14 protein-coding genes are annotated in these 17927 nt (G+C 63.3%); 6 read left to right on the plus strand and 8 right to left on the minus strand.

Features of this window, described 5'->3' with window-relative positions:
* The 4 genes from EP867_RS20085 to EP867_RS17025 all read left to right on the plus strand — a co-directional run.
* The coding region (locus EP867_RS20085; RefSeq protein ID WP_206616361.1) for a hypothetical protein at nucleotides 1-196 on the plus strand (196 nt) is incomplete at its 5' end.
* Between the two features lie 147 nt (nucleotides 197-343).
* The gene (locus EP867_RS17015; protein WP_128490662.1) at nucleotides 344-1819 is read left to right on the plus strand and encodes a UbiA family prenyltransferase; all 1476 of its coding nucleotides are present in this window, start codon (nucleotides 344-346) and stop codon (nucleotides 1817-1819) included.
* Nucleotides 1816-3141, plus strand: coding sequence for an ArnT family glycosyltransferase (locus tag EP867_RS17020; protein WP_128490663.1), 1326 nt, complete (start codon nucleotides 1816-1818; stop codon nucleotides 3139-3141). Before EP867_RS17015 ends, EP867_RS17020 begins: the two co-directional genes overlap by 4 nt.
* Nucleotides 3071-3412, plus strand: a complete 342-nt coding sequence (locus tag EP867_RS17025; RefSeq protein WP_194085565.1) for a hypothetical protein — start codon at nucleotides 3071-3073, stop codon at nucleotides 3410-3412. The genes EP867_RS17020 and EP867_RS17025 overlap by 71 nt, the downstream gene beginning before the upstream one ends.
* A gap of 218 nt (nucleotides 3413-3630) precedes the next feature.
* Here the strand turns inward: EP867_RS17025 and EP867_RS17030 are convergent, their stop codons facing one another.
* The 4 genes from EP867_RS17030 to EP867_RS17045 all read right to left on the minus strand — a co-directional run bounded on the left by EP867_RS17030 (nucleotide 3631) and on the right by EP867_RS17045 (nucleotide 8500).
* Nucleotides 3631-3873 (minus strand): hypothetical protein, encoded by a 243-nt coding sequence (locus tag EP867_RS17030; RefSeq protein ID WP_128490665.1) that lies wholly within the window; start codon nucleotides 3871-3873, stop codon nucleotides 3631-3633.
* A gap of 403 nt (nucleotides 3874-4276) precedes the next feature.
* Nucleotides 4277-5122 (minus strand): hypothetical protein, encoded by an 846-nt coding sequence (locus EP867_RS17035; protein ID WP_128490666.1) that lies wholly within the window; start codon nucleotides 5120-5122, stop codon nucleotides 4277-4279.
* Between the two features lie 168 nt (nucleotides 5123-5290).
* Nucleotides 5291-6493: an IS256 family transposase gene (locus EP867_RS17040; protein ID WP_128490667.1), complete on the minus strand. Its 1203-nt coding sequence runs from the start codon at nucleotides 6491-6493 to the stop codon at nucleotides 5291-5293.
* 522 nt (nucleotides 6494-7015) lie between these two features.
* Nucleotides 7016-8500: a BapA prefix-like domain-containing protein gene (locus EP867_RS17045; RefSeq protein ID WP_128490668.1), complete on the minus strand. Its 1485-nt coding sequence runs from the start codon at nucleotides 8498-8500 to the stop codon at nucleotides 7016-7018.
* Between the two features lie 238 nt (nucleotides 8501-8738).
* Here EP867_RS17045 and EP867_RS17050 point away from each other — a divergent pair, with 238 nt between their 5' ends.
* Nucleotides 8739-10700, plus strand: coding sequence for a hybrid sensor histidine kinase/response regulator (locus EP867_RS17050; protein WP_128490669.1), 1962 nt, complete (start codon nucleotides 8739-8741; stop codon nucleotides 10698-10700).
* Between the two features lie 145 nt (nucleotides 10701-10845).
* On the plus strand, nucleotides 10846-11481 hold the full coding sequence (locus tag EP867_RS17055; RefSeq protein WP_128490670.1) for a response regulator transcription factor: 636 nt from the start codon (nucleotides 10846-10848) through the stop codon (nucleotides 11479-11481).
* 266 nt (nucleotides 11482-11747) lie between these two features.
* On the opposite strand, the gene EP867_RS17060 is transcribed toward EP867_RS17055, so the two are convergent.
* From EP867_RS17060 to EP867_RS17075, 4 genes are read right to left on the minus strand one after another with little or no spacing between them, the layout of a single operon-like run.
* Nucleotides 11748-13049 (minus strand): BamA/TamA family outer membrane protein, encoded by a 1302-nt coding sequence (locus tag EP867_RS17060; RefSeq protein WP_128490671.1) that lies wholly within the window; start codon nucleotides 13047-13049, stop codon nucleotides 11748-11750.
* A 27-nt stretch (nucleotides 13050-13076) separates the two neighbouring features.
* Nucleotides 13077-14243, minus strand: a complete 1167-nt coding sequence (locus EP867_RS17065) for an HlyD family efflux transporter periplasmic adaptor subunit (protein ID WP_128490672.1) — start codon at nucleotides 14241-14243, stop codon at nucleotides 13077-13079.
* Complete coding sequence (locus EP867_RS17070) at nucleotides 14240-16405, minus strand: type I secretion system permease/ATPase (protein ID WP_128490673.1); 2166 nt, start codon at nucleotides 16403-16405, stop codon at nucleotides 14240-14242. The genes EP867_RS17065 and EP867_RS17070 overlap by 4 nt, the downstream gene beginning before the upstream one ends.
* Nucleotides 16406-16409: 4 nt before the next feature.
* Nucleotides 16410-17705, minus strand: a complete 1296-nt coding sequence (locus EP867_RS17075; RefSeq protein WP_128490674.1) for a TolC family protein — start codon at nucleotides 17703-17705, stop codon at nucleotides 16410-16412.
* Between the last annotated feature and the right edge of the window lie 222 nt (nucleotides 17706-17927).

Here is a 17927-nt window from a genome sequence, read left to right on the forward strand (position 1 = left end):
ACACCCTGTGCAAGAGCCGGCAGAAATGGACCGCCGCAACGGCGTGAGAAATACAGTTGCTAGGCCAGAAGGCTTCGGCAGGATTGACAGGATAACCCTCTCAACCATTGATATGAATCCCGGCAAACGACTTGCGGAGGAAGCCCCGCTTTACCGGATCGGCCTGCGTGGGTCGGTTAACTGTCTCTGGACATAAAGTCAGGACGGTCCCAACATCACCTTCAGCCGCAGAACGCGGATCGTTCATCAGATCCGGTCGTCAGAGGGCAGGCCGGAATTCCTCTCTGAACGAGGCAATGGATTTGTATTATCTTCGGTTGCAGGCGGATAAAGGCAATTTCGCATGGAAGAACTGACGATCCCACCTCCCGCCTGTTCTGTCCCGGAGGGCCCTCTGGTCGTTGACCTCGACGGGACCTTGAGCCTGAGTGACACTTTGCATGAGGGGGTGCTTGGCCTCGTGGCCCGCGAGCCCTCGGCACTTGTGCAACTGCCTCTCTGGCTGGCCCGGGGGAAAGCCGCGCTGAAGCAGCAGGTTGCGGATCGTGCTCTCTCAGATCCTGCGCAGCTGCCCTATAACGGCGATGTGCTTGAGGTGATCGCCCGGGCCCGCGAAGGGGGGCGGCAGGTGGCGCTGGTCTCGGCAGCCGATCATCGGCAGGTTGAGGATGTTGCAGCGCATCTGGGCCTGTTCGATCTGGCGGTGGGCACGGGAAGTCCGGGCGCAGCGGGCAATCTGCGGGGTCAGGGCAAGGCGGCCTTTCTGGTCGAAAAATTTGGGGCCGGGGGGTTTGACTACATCGGAGACAGCGTGACCGATCTGCCGGTCTGGAAGGCGGCACGGCGGGCCTTTGGCGTGCGGATTTCGCCGGGCCTGCAACGTCTTGCAGCGCGCGAGGGCATTGATCTGCATCTCATCAGCAGCGCGGGGGGTCTGCCTCTGCGGGCTTTGGTCAGGGCCTGCCGGCCGCATCAATGGGCGAAGAACCTGCTGATCCTGCTGCCGGTTCTTGCGGCACAGCAAGTGGCCGGACTGCCGGCGGCGCTTCTGGCGATGCTGTGTTTTTCGCTTACGGCCTCGGCGATCTATATCCTGAATGATCTGCTGGATCTGCCCGCCGACCGGGCGCATCCGCGCAAGAAAAATCGCCCCTTTGCCGCAGGTGCGGCCAGTGCCTTACAGGGGGCGGGTGTCTCGGCCGGATTGCTGGCAGCCTCATTTCTGATGGCGGCAGTCTTTCTGCCGCTGCCGTTTTTGTGGGTGCTGCTGCTCTATCTGGTGATGACAACGCTTTATTCGCTGTCACTGAAGCGGCGGATGATGGTGGATGTGATCGGGCTGGCAGCGCTTTATACGCTGCGGATCGTTGCGGGCAGCGCGGCGACGGGGATTGTGCTCTCGCCCTGGCTGCTCGTCTTTTCGATGTTTTTGTTCTTCGCGCTGGCCACCATCAAACGGCAGGCAGAGCTTGAAGATCTGGCGCTGCGGGGCAAAACCTCAACCGAGGGGCGCAATCTGATGACGGGAGATCTGCCGGTCTATCAGGCGATGTCCATCGCCGCCGCCCAGGCCGCCGTGCTCGTCTTTGCGCTTTATTCGCAGGACGATCAGGTGCAGCAGCAGTTTGCCAACCCGGACCTTCTTTTGCTGATCTGCGTGGTTCTGATGCTCTGGATCGGCCGGATGCAGCTGATGACGCGGCGGGGCTTCATGACGGACGACCCGATCGTCTTTACCCTGCGTGACCGGGTCGGGCTGATCTGCGGCCTTCTTATGCTGGCGATCTTTCTGGTGGCGGCCCTGGGAGACTTCGGATGACAGGTTTTCGCGCGGTCCGGGGGGATCAGCGGGCCCTTTTCCGCTGGCTGATGCTGATCGGGATCGGGCTGCGGCTGATCTGGGCGATCGCTGTGCCGGTTTTTCCGGTCTCAGACAGCGAGGCCTATGATCAGTTTGCCCGCACCCTGGCCACCCATGGCGTCTATGGCTGGAGTGCGGAGGAGCCCACAGCCTATTGGGCCGTCGGCACCTCAGCGCTGGTGGCCTTCACCTATCTCTTCACCGAGAGCTATCTTGGCGTGGTGGTCCTGAATTTGATTGCGGGCGTGATGATCCTTGCGCTGACCTTTCATCTGGCCCGCCGCTGGTTCGGGGAAAGCGTAGGAATGCTGGCACTCGGGCTGGTCGCCTTCTGGCCGAACCTGATCTTTTTCACCTCCGTTCTTTCCAGCGAGCTGTTCTTTATAGCCGGTCTTCTGGCCGGGCTGGTGTTCTGGCAGCGCCCGCACGGGCATCCGGTGGCGAACCTGCTGCTGGCCGGGCTGATCTGGGGGCTGACCTCTTACATTCGCCCCGTAGTGCTGCTGGTGCCGGTGGCCCTGGCGCTGGTGGATCTGGTGCAGGGACCGCGCCGGTTTTTGCACAGGGCGGTGCAGGCCGGGGTGATCGTGCTTCTGATCGTGCTGGCAGCCGCCCCCTGGAGTTGGCGAAATCAACGGGTTCTGGGCGCACCGGCGATGATTTCCACCAATTTCGGCGCCAATTTCTGGATGGGCAACAACCCGCAGAGCTCGGGCGGCTATATGGAACTGCCCGCCGAAGTCGCCACCATGTCTGAGATTGAGCGAAACGATTACCTTAAAGATCAGGCAAAGCAGTTTATCCGCGAAGAGCCTGCCGCGGCCCTGCGGCTCCTAGCGCTGAAGCTCGTCAAACTGAACAACCGCGAAACCATCGGTGTCGTCTGGAATGAGCAGAACCTGACGGCTCTGATCGGCGCGCGCGGCGTGATGCTGACCAAGATCGTTGCGACCCTCTACTGGTATCTGCTTCTGGCCGGGGCGCTCGGAGGGATGGTGGTGATCGCAGGGCGCAGCGGGATCGCCGCCGCCCTTTTCAATCAGCCCGTGTCACTCTGGGGGTATTTTACCGCCCTTCACGTCGTGGTGGTGGCAGAGGATCGCTACCACATGCCCTCCTCCCCCTTTATCGCCGTTCTGGCGGCAGTGGCCCTGCATCGGGTGTGGATCAATCAGATCAGAAAGCAGGACAGAGATGAACCATTGGATATTGATCCTGATTGCCGCGGGCGCGAACGTCGCGCTGAATCTCTGTCTGAAAAAGGGCGCGCAGGGGCTTAACCCCTCGGGCCCCTGGAGCCTTGCGCTGTCCGTTCTGACCTCCGGATGGATGTGGCTTTCGGTGATCAGCGCGGCAGTTCTGCTCAGCGCCTTTGTCACGGCGATCCGTCATTATTCGCTAAGCCTGACCTATACGGCCGTGACCGCGCTTGCGATGGTCTCACTCACCATGATCGGCATCGGCCTGCAGCAGGAGACAGCGAGTCTGGCGCGGATCGCGGGGCTGGGGCTGATCATCGCGGGTCTTGCCCTTTCAGCCCTTGCAGGCTGATGCGGCTGAAGACGGGAGGGGTCTCTGTCGGGGGCTGGAAGCCGCGTTTCCGGAGTTGAAGGGTCGTCAGGAACGCTTCCCAGGTTGGATCCTGACGATTCCGACAGCTCACAACGATACCGCCCGGGGGTGGGTACATCCTCACCACCTTCACCCTGATGCAAAAGAAAAGGCACCTCCACAGGAGGTGCCTTTCGGATCGGTTGATAAGAGAGAGCTTAACGACCGCCCTGATGGCTGACGCTTGCGGGGGACTGGGCGCGGGTCACCGTGACGGTGTCGGAACCGCTCAGCCCAAGGGCGCTCAGCTCGCGCTCCAGATAGACCTCAACAGCCTGCACAGAGACTTTTTCGCCGTAGTTTGCAGGACCGGGGATATAGCTGCCCTCAGCGGGGATCGGCATTGCGGAGGCAGCACCGGCGGTCAGCAGGGCGGCGGCGAGAATAGCAAAAACTTTCATTTCATACGTCCTTCATTGCGTGCTGCAGTGCATCTCTGCCTGCGATGAGGCTTAGCTATGCCGACAAAAGGTCTGAGAAAACGGCTGCGTTTCGCCTCTGTCTGTGCGATCATGCACATCACAATCCGGTGCGCCCTGCGTGAGCGCGCAGGGAGGGAAGGGGACAGGACTTTTGGGGATTTCCTGGCGCTTCCAAGCACTGTGGTCGTCCCGCAGATTGCGATGGGCGCTCCGGCCTTTCAGGGCGATGTCATCCGGTCGCAGGTCTTCCGGGCCGGAGCCAGGGCCGGGGCCGGAGATGAGCCTGAGCCACCTGCGGCTCTGCCGGGGGGATCTCTCGCAAACCGGAAGGTCCGGGGCCTGTTTCACCCGGACGAATTGCCTGGTGCGTAAGCGCGCTGCCTCATACCTCTGCCTCAGCCGTCAAAGACATGCCGCCGGCGGGGCCGCTGGCCCAGAGGTGGAGGCCAGGGCCCTTTGCTGTGGCATTCAGGCTGAGAGGCTCGTTGCAAAAAAGCGGACTCAGGCCGCGAAAACGGAAGCTGGTCAGGGGTTTGCCGCAGGTCTCCCGGCCATGAGCGGCCAGCAGGGTTGCGGTCAGCGGGCCATGAACGACCAGATCCCGATAGCCCTCAACTCCGGTGGCCCAGGGTCGGTCATAGTGAATGCGGTGGGCGTTCCAGGTCAGTGCGGAGTAGCGAAAGAGAAAAACCGGATCCGGTGTGAACAGGCGCTGCCGGTCGGCGCGGTGCGGGCCAGGCTGCGGCGGCGCGGGCCTGTCCCCGGGCTGCGCCGCCTCGCGATAGACCAGATCCTGCAGCTCTGTGAGGCAAAGGTGCCCCTCCTGATGCAGGCTGTGACGCAGGCGGATGATGCCGAGGTGACCGCTGCGGGCGGGCTTCAGGTCGATCTTTTCGATCACGCTCTCGCGGGTCACGGGCGCGCCGATATGCAGCGGATGGTGGAAGGTCACCCCGCTGCCTCCCCACATCCGTCGCGGCAGACCAAGGTCGGGCAGGAAGCCGCCCGGCGCCGGATGGCCGTCCGGTCCCAGAAGGCTTTGTCCGGCCTCCGGCGGGAAGAGAAACCAGTGCCACAGCTCAGGCAGGGCGGCGCCAGGCCCGGGCGGGGGCTGGTCAAAAAGGGCGGCGGCTCGGTGAAAGATGCCTGGCTCTACCGCATCCTGTCGCGTCTCACGCCGCCCGATATAGCTTTGCAACTGGTCCGGGTCCTGGAGCATCCGGGTCATTTCAGGATCTCTCTCCGCTTTGTCGTGACCCGTGTTTCTGTCAAAGGGTGCTCTTGCCTGGACGGGAAACGCCCCTTCGGGCCAAGTCTGATTGTCTCGCCCGAGATCGTGTCCCACGGAATGGTGTAGCTTATGACGGGCCTCTGGCTTTGGCGAGGTCTGAGCTGATCAGCTTCTCTGCGCGACTGGCAGGCTGACGATGAGATCATCGCAGATGGGGGCTAAGGTTACTAGTGTCATGTAGCGGCCACGCTGCACGGTCCATTCCTCGGTCTGCTCCATCAGGATGGCGCCCACCAAACGTCGGATGGCTGCCTCGTTGGGGAAGATGTCCACCACGTCGGTGCGGCGCTTGATTTCGCCGTTAAGCCGCTCAATCGAGTTCGTGCTGTGCAATTTGGTGCGGTGCTGGGCAGGGAAGGTCATATAGGCCAAGACATCCTCCTCCGCAGTGTCCATGAGGGCCGCGAGCTTGGGCAGCTTGCCCCGCATCTGATCAGCCACGACACGCCATTGGGTCTTGGCCGCTTGATGGTCCGGCTGGGCGAAAGCGGTCGCGATGAAGGCTGAGACCATCCCGCGACTATTTTTGCCGGCATGGGCCAAGGCATTGCGTTGAAAGTGGACGCGGCATCTCTGCCAAGTCGTTGAAAGCACGCGCGATGTGGCGGCCTTGATGCCCTCATGCGCATCGCTGATCACCAGCTTCACCCCGCGCAATCCCCGCCGCACCAGGCCGCGCAGGAACTCGGTCCAGAACGGCTCGGCCTCGGAGGCACCGATCGCCATGCCCAGTACTTCACGGCGTCCGTCGGTGTTGACGCCCACTGCCAGCGTGACCGCGACGCTGACGATGCGGCCGCCCTGGCGGATCTTCAGATAGGTGGCATCGATCCAAAGATAGGGCCATTCGCCCTCAATCGGCCGTTCAAGGAAGGCATCCACCCGTTCATCTATCTCTTCGCACAGCCTGCTGACATGGCTTTTGGAAATGCCGGTGCCGCCCATGGCCTGAACCAAATCATCCATCGAACGCGTTGAAATGCCATGAATATAAGCCTCTTGGATTACCGCCGTCAGCGCCTTCTCCACCGAGCGGCGCGGCTCCAGGAAAGATGGAAAATACGACCCCGTCCGCAGCCGAGGGATCTTCAGTTCCACTTGGCCCGCGCGTGTCTGCCAATCGCGCTCGCGATAGCCGTTGCGCTGCGCCATGCGCTCGACTGACTTCTCGCCATACTCGGCATTGGTCTTGGCGCCGACCTCAAGCTCCATCAGCCGCTCGGCTGCAAAGCCGATCATCTCGCGCAAAAGGTCGGCGTCTGCGCTCTTCTCAAAAAGCGCGCGAAGGTCCATCATGGGTTTGGTCATCAGGGGCGTCCTCGGTTCATGGGGTGTGCAACCCAAACCTAACGACAAAGCTGATGGCCACCTAACCTACACCGTCAGGCGGGGCATGATCTCGCCCGATCCGGCCGGCGATGGCAAACCTTATTCCGGGCTTTGTGCGAAAAATCGGAAAGGTCAGGTGACAAAGTCACAGGAGGGGGTCCTTCGGCGCGACAGTGCGGTCAGAAAGGGGAGGCCAATCTCAGCCTGTCCGGATGGGAGGGCGGGTGGACCGGGCAGTGAACGCCTATATCTGCGCCTGAGGAAAAGCAGCTCTTTCGCGCTCAGCGATGAGTTGGAAAGGACCGGCTCTCGTTAAGATTTCCGATCGGGTGTCGCGCAGGGGATCGGGCCGTTGCCAGACGCGGCGTGCCCACCGTTTCAGGCGCTTCCGACACGCTGCAGGGCGCGTCCCGCAGGCTGCAGCCCTGGCAATGAAAAACAGCGCCCCCGAACACGGGGGCGCTGTTCCATCGGGCGAGGGCCCGATGACGGCCGGGGGGATCAGCCGGCCAGGTCGTCGTTCCCGTTCGGAGCCGGGCTGTCGTCGAGGAATGTATAGCTTTCCAGCATGGCGTGATCCGAGGAGGCCGATCCGAAGAGACCTCGACCCAGCAGACCCTTGCCGGTGATGCTGCCGATCAGACCATCCGAGCCGGTAACAGGCGCGAGCAGGCCCGCATCACCGACAACCGCTCCCAGCAGACCTTCTGATCCGGTGACTGCGCCCAGCAGGCCCGAGTTTCCGGTCAGATCGCCCAGCAGGCCATCGTCTGCGATGATCGGGTCAAGCAGACCGTCGCCGTTGCCGCCGGTCAGACCACCCAGCAGTCCGCCCAGGAGGCCCTCACCGTCGCCGCCGGTGATCCCGCCGAGCAGGCCACCAACGAGGCCTTCACCGTCGCCGCCGGTGATCCCGCCGAGCAGGCCGCCAACGAGGCCTTCACCGGTGCCACCGGTGACGCCACCAAGAAGACCGCCGACGAGGCCATCTTCCCCGAGCAGACCGCCGAGCAGATTGTCGGCGCCACCCGGAGCGTCATCGCCCTCTGCGCCTTCGCCCAGAAGACCCGTGCCGAGGAGCTCACCCAGAAGCCCCTCATCGCCGGTCAGACCTGCGAGAGCGCCTTCATTCCCCACGAGCGAGCCGACCAGCCCGTCAGAGCCGGTGATATCGCCAAGAAGCCCCGAGTTACCGGTGACCGCACCCAGAAGTCCGCTGTCAGACAGGAGCGGATCGACCAGACCCTGATCCGGGTTCGGGCCGTCGCCCAGCAGCGGTGCGCCGAGCAGCGCGTCCGACAGACCGCCAAGCGGCCCCGCAGCACCGAGCAGCCCGCCCAGAAGGCCAGCCGAGCCGGTGATCGCGCCAAGCGCACCAGCATTGCCGGTGACAACACCCAGCAGACCGCCATCTGCGAGGACTGGATCCAGCACACCCGCCCGCGCCGGTGTGGGAGTCTCACCGCCGGGCGGATCTTCGTCGTCCGTGGGCGGATCTTCGTCGTCCGTGGGCGGATCTTCGTCGTCCGTGGGCGGATCTTCGTCGTCCGTGGGCGGATCTTCGTCGTCCGTGGGTTGATCTTCGTCGTCCGTGGGCGGATCTTCGTCATCCGTTGGCGGGTCCTCGTCGTCGCCCGGTGTCCCGACCGGGGTGCCGCCGCCACCGCCACCGCCACCTGCGGCAACGAGGGCCGCGCCGAGACCGGCCACGCCGAGGGCCACGAGGCCGCCTTCTTCACCAGCGGCACCGGCGCTGCTGACGGTGCCATCGGGGCGCGGGTCGATCAGCGCACCATCGGCGAGTTGAACGAGATGAGGTTTTGCGTCGGGGGTCAGGTTGTAAAATCCGCTGATCCGCACCGTGTTGCCGTCGGTCAGTCGCATGACCAGATCCTGACCGGTCTTGGTATAGGCAGCAATATCTGCCTTGGTCAGGTTGACTGCAACATTCTGTAGCCCGCCCGCAACAATCGTTCTCTCTGCCATCGTACACTCCTACCCTGCGCTGGCGACATAATTAGTATGTTGTAACCCATACTACCATACCATAGTATGTAAATCAATTCCTGACCAGAGGGTTTATAATCCGCTGACAGAGCAGCCCTGAGAGGGGTCTGAGAACCCGCTTGTCCCGCGCGGGTGCGCAGATCACAATAGCCCCGGGCGGCGGCGCGAGAGCCCTGCGCCGCTGTCCAATGCACCGGATATCTAAGGAGAACTGCCCTTGCCAACAGCGCTTCCAGAGGCTCAGGCCGCCCCGAACCGTCAGCGCCAGGCAGAGGCGGCGCGGCCGATTTTGCAGGCGCTGGCACGGGTTATGGTGACCGATCGCCGTGCGGTGACGCTGGCGAGTGCGCGGGGCGAGATCCTTCTGGCCAATCTGTCCTCGCAGCGTCTTGGCATTGATCGTGAGAGCCTGCTGCAGCACCTCGACTGGCAGGCTTTGTGCAATACCGCCCGCCGCTCGGGCAGTGCCGCGGCGCGCTGGCAGCGCGAGACGCACAGCTTTGAGGGCGAGGTGGTGCATGTGCCCCTGGGCAGCGCTGAGGGCTTTCTGCTGCGTCTGGCAGAGAGTGATCAGGAATCGACCTGGCTGCGGAACCGGGCGCGGGCGGCCACTCTGATGCGGGTGGCCCATGACCTGCGCACACCGATTCAGTCGCTCCTGGCCTCGGCAGAGGCCCTGACGCGCCGCGACGGGCCGGGCCTGACCGAAGAGACCGCGCATCGGATGCGCCGGGCTGCGGGGCTCGCGCTTGATCAGGTGTCGAATGTCCTCTCCGTCATCCGGGGGGAGCAGAGCCTGCGGGGCGGGCAGCCGGATGAAGATTTCCGCCTTGCCGATGAGGTCACGGCTCTGGTCGCCCTGGTCGAGCCGATTGCGGCGGCCCGCGCCACCGAGGTTGTGCTGACCCTTGAGACACCGCCGGATCTGACGCTGCACGGGCCTTTGCGTTTTGTGCGCGCGCTGTGTCAGAATCTGATCGACAATTCCGTCAACCACGGCGGCGGGCGGGTCGAACTGCGCCTGACGGCAAAACCGCTCAGCGCGGCTTTGCCGCTCAGTGACGGTGCGGCGGAGCTTTGGCGCGTGCAGATGGAGCTGTCCGACGAAGGCGGCGGCCTGCCGGCAGAGCATCGTGCGCGGCTGGCCGAAGTGCTGGCACGTCCGGGCGATGCGGAAGGGCGCGATATCACCGGCAGCGATCAGCGCCCCTCTGCGGGGCTGAGCGTGCTGGCCCATGCTCTGCGTCAACTGGGTGGGGAAATGACCGTTGCTGACCGCGGGGCCGATTGTCAGGCCCTTCCGGCGCAAAGCGAAGAGCGGGTGATCGGCACCGTCTTTACCGCCACCTTCACGCTGCCGCGCGCCCCGGCTCTGCCGCAGCCTGCGGCAGAGCCGCAGGGCGGGGGTGCGTTGCCGCTGGCCGCGCGACAGATTCTCCTGGTCGAAGACAGCCCCTCCAGCCGCGACTGGATCACCCACATGCTGCGCCACGCCGGGGCTGAGGTGACCTCGGTGGGCTCAGGGCCGGAGGCTCTGGCCCTGCTGGCGCGGGTGGAATATGCGACGCGGATTGAGCTGGTGCTGACCGATGTGACCCTGCCGCGGATGACCGGGATTGAACTGGCGGAGCGGCTCAGCCGGGGGGATCCGGCAGCGTCGCTGGTCTGGCGTGGCCCGGTTGTGGGGCTGACGGCCCATGCTGACGACCGCATCCGCGCCGCCTGTCTGCGGGCGGGCATGGTGACCGTGCTTGAAAAACCGATCCAGGCCGAAGACCTGGCCTCAGGGCTGAACGCGGTGCTCAGCGGTTCCGCGCCTGCGCCGCGGGCGGCTGCGGCAGGGCAGGGCGGCGACAGTCCGATCGATGCTGAAGTTTCGCAAAGTCTGATCAGTCAGATCGGCGTTGAAAAGGCCCGCGACTTCATGCTGCGCGCTCTGCGAGAGGCGCGGCAGGTGCAGACGGAACTGCTTCGCGACGGCATCGGGCCGGATACGGGGCGGCGGCTGCATGCGGCCACGGGGGCCTGTGGCCTGACGGGACTGCGGGCGATTGAGCGGGTGCTTCGGCTGACCGAAGCAGAGGTCGCTGTCACAAATCCCTGCCTTGAGCCCCTGTGCGATCAGCTTGATGATGCGCTCAGCCGGACAGAGCAGGCGATCGGGGAGCTTGGAGCATGATGAAACCACCTGTCACGCCGCGACGGAATGCTATATCTCGTGGATTTGCCCTGTCCCGGGGCGGAGGTGAGGCTTTTCAAGGCTTTGCTTCGGGCCTGCGGGGGAATTCGAATGACTGCCAACGGACTTGCCAGAGGTCACAAGAATGAATGACAACCAGACCGCTGTGATCCGCCTGCTGATCGCTGATGACCACGCCATGATCCTTGAGATGCTTGAGATGTATCTCAACGGGGTCTCAGATATTGAGGTGACCACGGTCCCCGATCTGCCCAGTGCGCTTCAGGCCATTGAACAGACAGGCCCTTTTGACCTTGTGCTCGTCGATCTCGATATGCCGGGTATGGATGGTCTGATTGGTCTGTCCCGCGCGCTGCAGAAAAATGAAGGCCGTCCGGTCGGCATTCTGACCAGCAACCCGAGCGCGCGGGTCGTCGAAGAGGCCATCGCCATGGGCGGCGCGGGCATCGTGCTGAAGACGGCCTCGCTGAAGAATCTTCCCAATGAGATCCGCTTCATGGCGGGCGGTGGTCGCTATCTTCCGGTTGAACTCGTGGGGATGCGGGCTGCGGTGTCCGAAGAGCCTGCGTCGCCGCTGTCGAAACGCGAGTTCAGCGTGCTGAAGCTTCTGGCCGAAGGCATGCCGAACCGTGAAATCGGGGCAGCGCTGTCCCTGGCGGAACCGACGGTGAAGATGCATGTTCAGTCGGTCTGCAAAAAGCTCGGGGTCAGCAACCGGACCCAGGCCGTTATCGCCGCACGCGATCGCAAGCTGATCTGAGACGCCGCCGCATCACCCGGTCATCACGTTCTTTGTTTCTCAAAGGACTTCGCGGGCACAGGCGGATCGGGCCAAACTCTGCGGCGCAGGTTCGGCTTTTGTGAGGGGTGTGCCCTCACAAGGCAATGACGGCCGCTCAGACGGCCGGGCAGGGGGCAGACCCCCCGCTTCCCCGCCCGATACCTTTGGGCGGATCTCATATCCCGCCTGTGGGGGAAAATCTCCCACAGGGCGGTTTTTTCAGCGCCGTCAGGCGGCGCCGCCCCTCAGAACCGCGCCGCGGCGGAGAGGCCGAAGACCTGCCTGCGATCGCCGCTGACCCGTTTGATCGGCGTTGCGATATAAAGCGAGACCGGCACATTGCTGACGTCAAAGCTCAGCGACAGACCGATGCTGGTGCGCAGCCGGGCCTTGTCGTCAATCGCGCCGTTCAGGGTGTCCGAGAGCCGCCAGGCCGCCCCCGCATCGAAAAACACCCCTGCGGTCAGATCTTTTGCGAGCCTGGTCGGCAGGCGGCGCTGCAGTTCAAGGGTCGCGCTCATCCAGCGCTCCCCGCCAAGGCGGCTTCCCAGATGCAGCGGACCCGCGCCGCGGGGCGCAAAGCCGCGCAGCGTTTCCCCGCCGGCGAAGCCGCGATCCAGGGCGGTGGGCCGCGCACCATCGATGCCGCGCACCAGACCGCCGCGCAGCGCAGCGCTCAGGCGGTAGTCTTCTGCGAAGGCATGGCTCAGCCCGGTGTTCACCCGCAGCTCACTTAAGCGCTGACCGGTCCCGAGATTCCAGAGCCAGCTCTCAACCCGCAGGCTGGCCGTGGTGGCCGGCTCTGCCGCGCCTTCCGGCGCTTTGGGGGTGGCATAGTCAAAGGCAAAGCGCAGGAAGGGCGCGTTGACGGCCCCCTCCTCGCTTTGCAGCAGCGGGCTTGCACCGGGCAGCACGTCATAAAGGCGCTGGTCCCGGTAGCCAAGGCCCGCCTCAAAACTGAGATCGTCCCGCGCCTGCCAGAGCGCCCAGACCTCTGCCTGATCGCGGCGGGCGAAGAAATCGAGATCACCATAGCTTTCGCGGGTGCCGCCGATATCGATGGCGAATTTCAGCCCGCCCGCGACCGGCTCCTGGGCGTAGAGGCTGAACTGATAGGCCTTGTAGTCTTCGCTCCAGGTGTTACGGATTGCCAGCCAGGTCCCGGGGATCAGGTTCAGCTGCTCATAATTCAGCGTAGCGTTCAGCCCGTAGTCATTGGCCCAGGACAGGCCCGCATCAACGCGGCCCGGGCGCACCGGGACTTCCTGGACCTCAACGAGCAGCTGATCGCCCTGAGGGGTCAGGCGGACCTTCTCAAAGACGCCGGTATACATCAGGCAGTCTTCAATGGCGGCCAGATCAACGGAATCCAGCGGCACCCCTTCCAGATCGCCGCAGGTTTCGCGGATATCGGCCTCGGGGATATATTTCGCGCCCCGGATCTCAACCTTCGCATAGCTGCGAAATCCGCCCTCCTGGGTGAGTGCGGGACCCGCAGAGGAGAGCGCCGCACAAAGCACGGTGGTGACAAAAGCAGGTCGCAGCATCAGATATTCCGGCAAAACTTCCGCTCCTTAACGCAGTCGGGCGCGCAGGAGCGGGCGGGTGAGATAACTCAGGATGGATTGGGTTCCGCTTTCGATATCAACCTGGGCGACCATGCCCGGACGGATCGGGAACTGCTCGCCGAAGCGCTCAAGATAGCTGCGCTCGGTCTGCACCATCACGCGGTAGAAGTTCTGTTTACCCGAAGGGGTGTCTTCTTCCACCGTGTCTTCCGAGATCTGGGTCACGATGCCGCGCAGATCGCCGTAGACGGCAAAGTCATAGGCGGTGATTTTCACGCTTGCGGGCATTTCCGGCGCGATAAAGGCCACATCGCGCGGCAGAACTTTGGTCTCAATCAGCAGCTGGTCATCAAGCGGGGTGATTTCCATAAAGGCTTCACCGGGCTGAATAACGCCGCCGATGGTGGTGATCTGGATGTTGTTGATCCGCCCCTCTACCGGGCTTTTGACCACGGTGCGTGACAGCTCATCCTCTTTGCGCACGACCTCTTCCTGAAGCGTGGCCAGACGCGCGCGCCGCGCGGCAAGATCGCGGTAGCTGTCCTGTACATAGCCGTTGCGCGCTTCATTGATGCGCCCGTCAATCTCAGCCAGTTTCTGGCGCAGCTGAAGCATCTCCATCTTGCTGACCGCCCCCCGCTCTGCCAGCGGGCTGGTGATGTCGAACTGCTCCTGAAGCGCGCGCCGCTCATCCTCCAGAGAGGCCAGCGAGGCCAGAAGCCGCGTCCGGCGCGCTGCGAAAAGGCGCAGCTCTGTCTGTTGGGCGAGCGTGGGCTCGGGCCCGAAGTCGAGGGTCTCGACCTCCATGACCTCCGCCTCAAGGCGGGTTATCTCAGCCTCAAGCGAGTCGATCTCGCTGCGCGCCGCCAGAAAGGCTGCGCGTGAGCGGGTCGGATCGAGGGTGGCGATGGTCTGGCCTTCGCGGACGATATCCCCTTCGCGCACGTGGATCTCGCGCAGGATACCGCCCTCAAGGCTCTGGATTGTCTGCATGCGGCGCATGGGCACCACACGCCCGTCGCCACGAGTGATCTGGTTGATCTGTGCCAGCGCCGCCCAGACGATGGCAATCACAACCGAGAGAAATACAAGACGGATCGTCCACTTTGCCCGCCGCACGGCTGCGCGGCGATAGCTGCCATCAATATGGCTGCTGCTTACGCTGTCGCTCATGACACAACTTGCACACTCGATTGCGCCACCTTGCCCGAGCGTGCGGCATTGAGGATCTGCAGCAGATCACCGTCTCTTGCGACCTGGCCGTCTTTCATCACGATCGCCCGGCGGGTCAGCCCCAGAACCTCACGCTTGTGGGTCGAGATGATCGCCGTACGGCCATCAAGCCAGCCGCGCAGGAAGGTGATGACCTTCGCTTCGGTCACATGGTCAAAAGCAGAGGTCGGCTCATCGAGCAGCACCACGCGCGGATCCTGCAGGATCACCCGTGCAAGGCCGATGGCCTGTTTCTGGCCGCCCGACACATTGGCATTGCTGTGGATCTGCAGATCAAGGCCACGGGCGTGGCGGCGCACATAGGGGCCAAGGCCCACCGCATCGAGTGCAGCCAGCAGTTCCTCATCGCTGTGCAGTGCATGGTCGAGCAGCAGGTTGTCACGCAGCGTGCCCTGAAAAAGAGCCACGTTCTGCGGCAGATAGCCGATCTGGCGGCGCCGATCGATCGGGTCGATCTGGCTGAGCGCAAGGTTGTCGACCAGAACCGCGCCGTCCTGCGGATCGGTCAGGCCGGCCAGCAGACGCAGAAGGGTCGATTTGCCCGCGCCATTGCCACCCAGAAGGGCCACGCGGTCACCGGCCTGAATGCTGAGATCGCGGATATTGACGACCGGAGCGGCATCGGGATCGTGGCGGAATTCCACCTGTTCCAGACGATAGGCACCCGCCATAGCCGGAGCGCGGACATAATCGCGGTCCGCCGGACGCTCGACCGGCAGTTTCATGATATTGTCGAGGCCTTCCATCGCGGCTTTCACAAGCTGCCAGCGCGACAGAAGTCCGGCCACCTGAGCCATGGGCGCAAGGGTGCGGCTCGACAGCAGGGTACAGGCGATCAGGCCACCGACGGTCAGGCTGCCGCTGTCGATCAGATAGACACCGACGATCACCACAGCCGCATAAGAGAATTTCTGAACCGAGGAGACGATCTGCGTCATCAGATTGCTCAGGCTGCGGCTTTTCACGGCCGTGGTCGCCATGGTGGCGGTCAGCTGGGCATAGGCGCGCTGCAGGCGGCCCTCGGCACGCGAGGCTTTGACGGTCTCAAGGTTCGACACGGTTTCCAGCAGCAGACCGTTCAGAGCCGCAGCTTCACGGGTGCTTTCGCGCGATGCGGCCCCAAGGCGGCGCTGCATGACCAGACCCGGCAGGACGCTGAGCACCACCGCCAGAATGCAGACCGTTGCCATCATCGGGCCGCCGAGCCAAGAGAGAACGCCCACAAAGATCAGCACGAAGGGAATGTCGCAGAGCGCCGTCACCGTGCCGGAGGTGAAGAATTCACGCACGGTGGCAAAATCGCGGACCTGGTTGGCGAAGACGCCCGTGGATTTCGGCTGATGCGCCAGACGCAGGCTCGAGACATGCTCAAAGAGCTGCGAAGAGAGCCGCAGATCCAGATCACGTCCCGAGACATCAATGAGAGAGGCCCGCATGATCCGCAGGGAGATTTCCAGAACGATGGCAATGCCAACGCCGCTGGCCAGAATCCACAGCGTGTCAAACGCCTGGTTCGGCACCACGCGGTCATAGACCTGCATTGAGAAAAGCGCGGTCCCGATGGCAAGAAGGTTCGCCACAAAAGAGGCAATCACCACATCGCGGTAGACCGGCCAGTTGTCGAGAACCGGGCCGATGATCCAGTGCCGTTTGCTTTTGGTGCCGCCGTCCAGACGCCCCGAGACGACGTCGATCGGTTTGGAGATGATGACCCGACCGTCCTGACGGCTCTGCAGATCGGCCAGGGGCCAGATCATGCGACCGCCGCCGGTCTGGGGCAGAATGACATGGGCTTCGGCGCCTGAAATACGCTCCAGCACCACGGCGCTGCCGTCTTTCATGAGCACAAGCGCGGGCAGGCTGTAGTCCGGCAGCGCGGTCAGCGCTTCCTGGCTGACGCGGCAGCTCATATTGACGCGGCGCAGCGCGAGAGCCGCAAATTCCGGCTGAAGCGCATCCCCATGGCCGCGCGGCAGGCCATCGGTCAGCCGTTGCGGCGAGGCCGTGATGCCATGGGCGCGGCAAAGTTCGACGAGGCCAAGAACGACCGGATCGCTTTCGGGGGGCAGGGCGGCGGTTGTGCTTTCCGTTGCGAGGGCCATCGGGTCAGTCTCCTTTGGAGCTTGCAAGGATCAGGGTGCCGAGCACACCCAGATCGAAGGCCGCCTCATATTCGGCACGTTTTCGTTCTTCGTAGGTCGCAATGCGGTCAATCTGGGCGTCGTAGAGGTCGCGCCCGGTGGTCAGCAGATCAATCAGCTGTCGCTGGCCGGCAATGAACTGGGCCTCATAACCCGACAGCACGTCAGAGGCCTGCGCAAGCTGGCGCCCCTGAGAGGCTTCGCGGCTGCGCAGCACGGAAATCCGCTCAAGCGCGCTGCGCACGGCATTGGCCAGATTGCGGCGCACGGCTTCCTGATTGGATTTCGCGGCCTCTGCGTTCAGGCGCGCGGCTTCCAACTGGCGGCCGGTGATGGCCCCGATACCAACATCCAGCCCGGTGGAGAGGCCGACCGAGGTCCGGGTGCGGCCGCGGTCGATATCGCCGCGCACCTGGGCCTGAAGTTTGATGGTGGGAAGACGGGTGGCGCGGGCGAGCTGAATTTCGGCCTCAGCGCGGCCGGCCCCGGCCTGGGCGGCGATGAACTTAGGTGCAAGGCGGATGGCAGAGGCCACGGCATCGCCATTGCTGTAGCGGCTCAGGAAAGCCAGATCCGGTGCGGGGCGCAGTGCACCCGGAGCGCGACCCATCAGAAACTCAAGCTGCGCCAGGGCGAGTTTGCGGTCGCTTTGAAGTTGAACGAGACGCTCTTCGGTGCGCGAGACTTCCAGCCTTGCCCGGGCGACTTCGCCCAGATCACCGCTGCCGCCGGTTGCACGGGCTTCAGCGTGATCGCAAATGCGCGTGGCAAAGGCCAAATAATCCTGTGTTTGTCTTATTTTACGGTCAATAACTTCGACATCAATAAAATAACCTGAGACATCGAGAGAAAGTTCTTCTACGCCGGATTTCAAATCCGCAACGGCGGCAATCCGATCCTGAGAGGCAGCGGCGATATTGCTGCTGACCCGCCCCCAGTCAAAAATCATCTGCGAGACCGTCAGTGTAACGCCCGGACCATCCGTTGACGTGGTCGCCGTATCTGCGGAAAGGCCGATGCGGGGGTAGCGTTCATCGCGCGCGGCCTGAATTTCAACGCCCCGTCGGGCAACTTTGTGACGAAGAGCGGTAATTCCGGGGTCGCGTTCCGAGCTGACAAGGACGGCTTCGCTGAGCGCTGTCTGGCTGTGGCTTTGCGTGGCCGATAGAGAAACAACTAAAGCAATCAGAGCGATACTGCTCTTTTGGACGAATGAGATGGGCTGCGCTCTCTTTGCAGAAAGCGCAAAGGCGTTTGTCATGAGGTTCATCGTTCGGCGCACGACAATTCCTTTGTATTCAGGCAATGCTGCACCGCGCCCCGGCTTTGCCAGGACTTCGGACCGCGGTGCCCGTAATAAAGGTCCGTTACAAATTAATGTTTAGAGATTTTAAACTAAGGAAGGAAGTGTGATTGTGGGTTAGGTCATGTTGACAAATGGCGTATCCATAGACGGATCGAGGTGATGTCGATGAAGCCGAGG

The organism is Falsigemmobacter intermedius, assembly GCF_004054105.1.
Lineage (GTDB): Bacteria > Pseudomonadota > Alphaproteobacteria > Rhodobacterales > Rhodobacteraceae > Wagnerdoeblera > Wagnerdoeblera intermedia.

Excerpts from the sequence above, each read along its gene's own strand:
- EP867_RS17015 (WP_128490662.1), top strand. The coding sequence starts at position 344 with ATGGAAGAACTGACGATCCCACCTCCCGCCTGTTCTGTCCCGGAGGGC.
- EP867_RS17020 (WP_128490663.1), top strand. The coding sequence starts at position 1,816 with ATGACAGGTTTTCGCGCGGTCCGGGGGGATCAGCGGGCCCTTTTCCGC.
- EP867_RS17030 (WP_128490665.1), bottom strand. The coding sequence starts at position 3,873 with ATGAAAGTTTTTGCTATTCTCGCCGCCGCCCTGCTGACCGCCGGTGCT.
- EP867_RS17035 (WP_128490666.1), bottom strand. The coding sequence starts at position 5,122 with ATGACCCGGATGCTCCAGGACCCGGACCAGTTGCAAAGCTATATCGGG.
- EP867_RS17040 (WP_128490667.1), bottom strand. The coding sequence starts at position 6,493 with ATGACCAAACCCATGATGGACCTTCGCGCGCTTTTTGAGAAGAGCGCA.
- EP867_RS17045 (WP_128490668.1), bottom strand. The coding sequence starts at position 8,500 with ATGGCAGAGAGAACGATTGTTGCGGGCGGGCTACAGAATGTTGCAGTC.
- EP867_RS17055 (WP_128490670.1), top strand. The coding sequence starts at position 10,846 with ATGAATGACAACCAGACCGCTGTGATCCGCCTGCTGATCGCTGATGAC.
- EP867_RS17060 (WP_128490671.1), bottom strand. The coding sequence starts at position 13,049 with ATGCTGCGACCTGCTTTTGTCACCACCGTGCTTTGTGCGGCGCTCTCC.
- EP867_RS17065 (WP_128490672.1), bottom strand. The coding sequence starts at position 14,243 with ATGAGCGACAGCGTAAGCAGCAGCCATATTGATGGCAGCTATCGCCGC.
- EP867_RS17070 (WP_128490673.1), bottom strand. The coding sequence starts at position 16,405 with ATGGCCCTCGCAACGGAAAGCACAACCGCCGCCCTGCCCCCCGAAAGC.
- EP867_RS17075 (WP_128490674.1), bottom strand. The coding sequence starts at position 17,705 with ATGACAAACGCCTTTGCGCTTTCTGCAAAGAGAGCGCAGCCCATCTCA.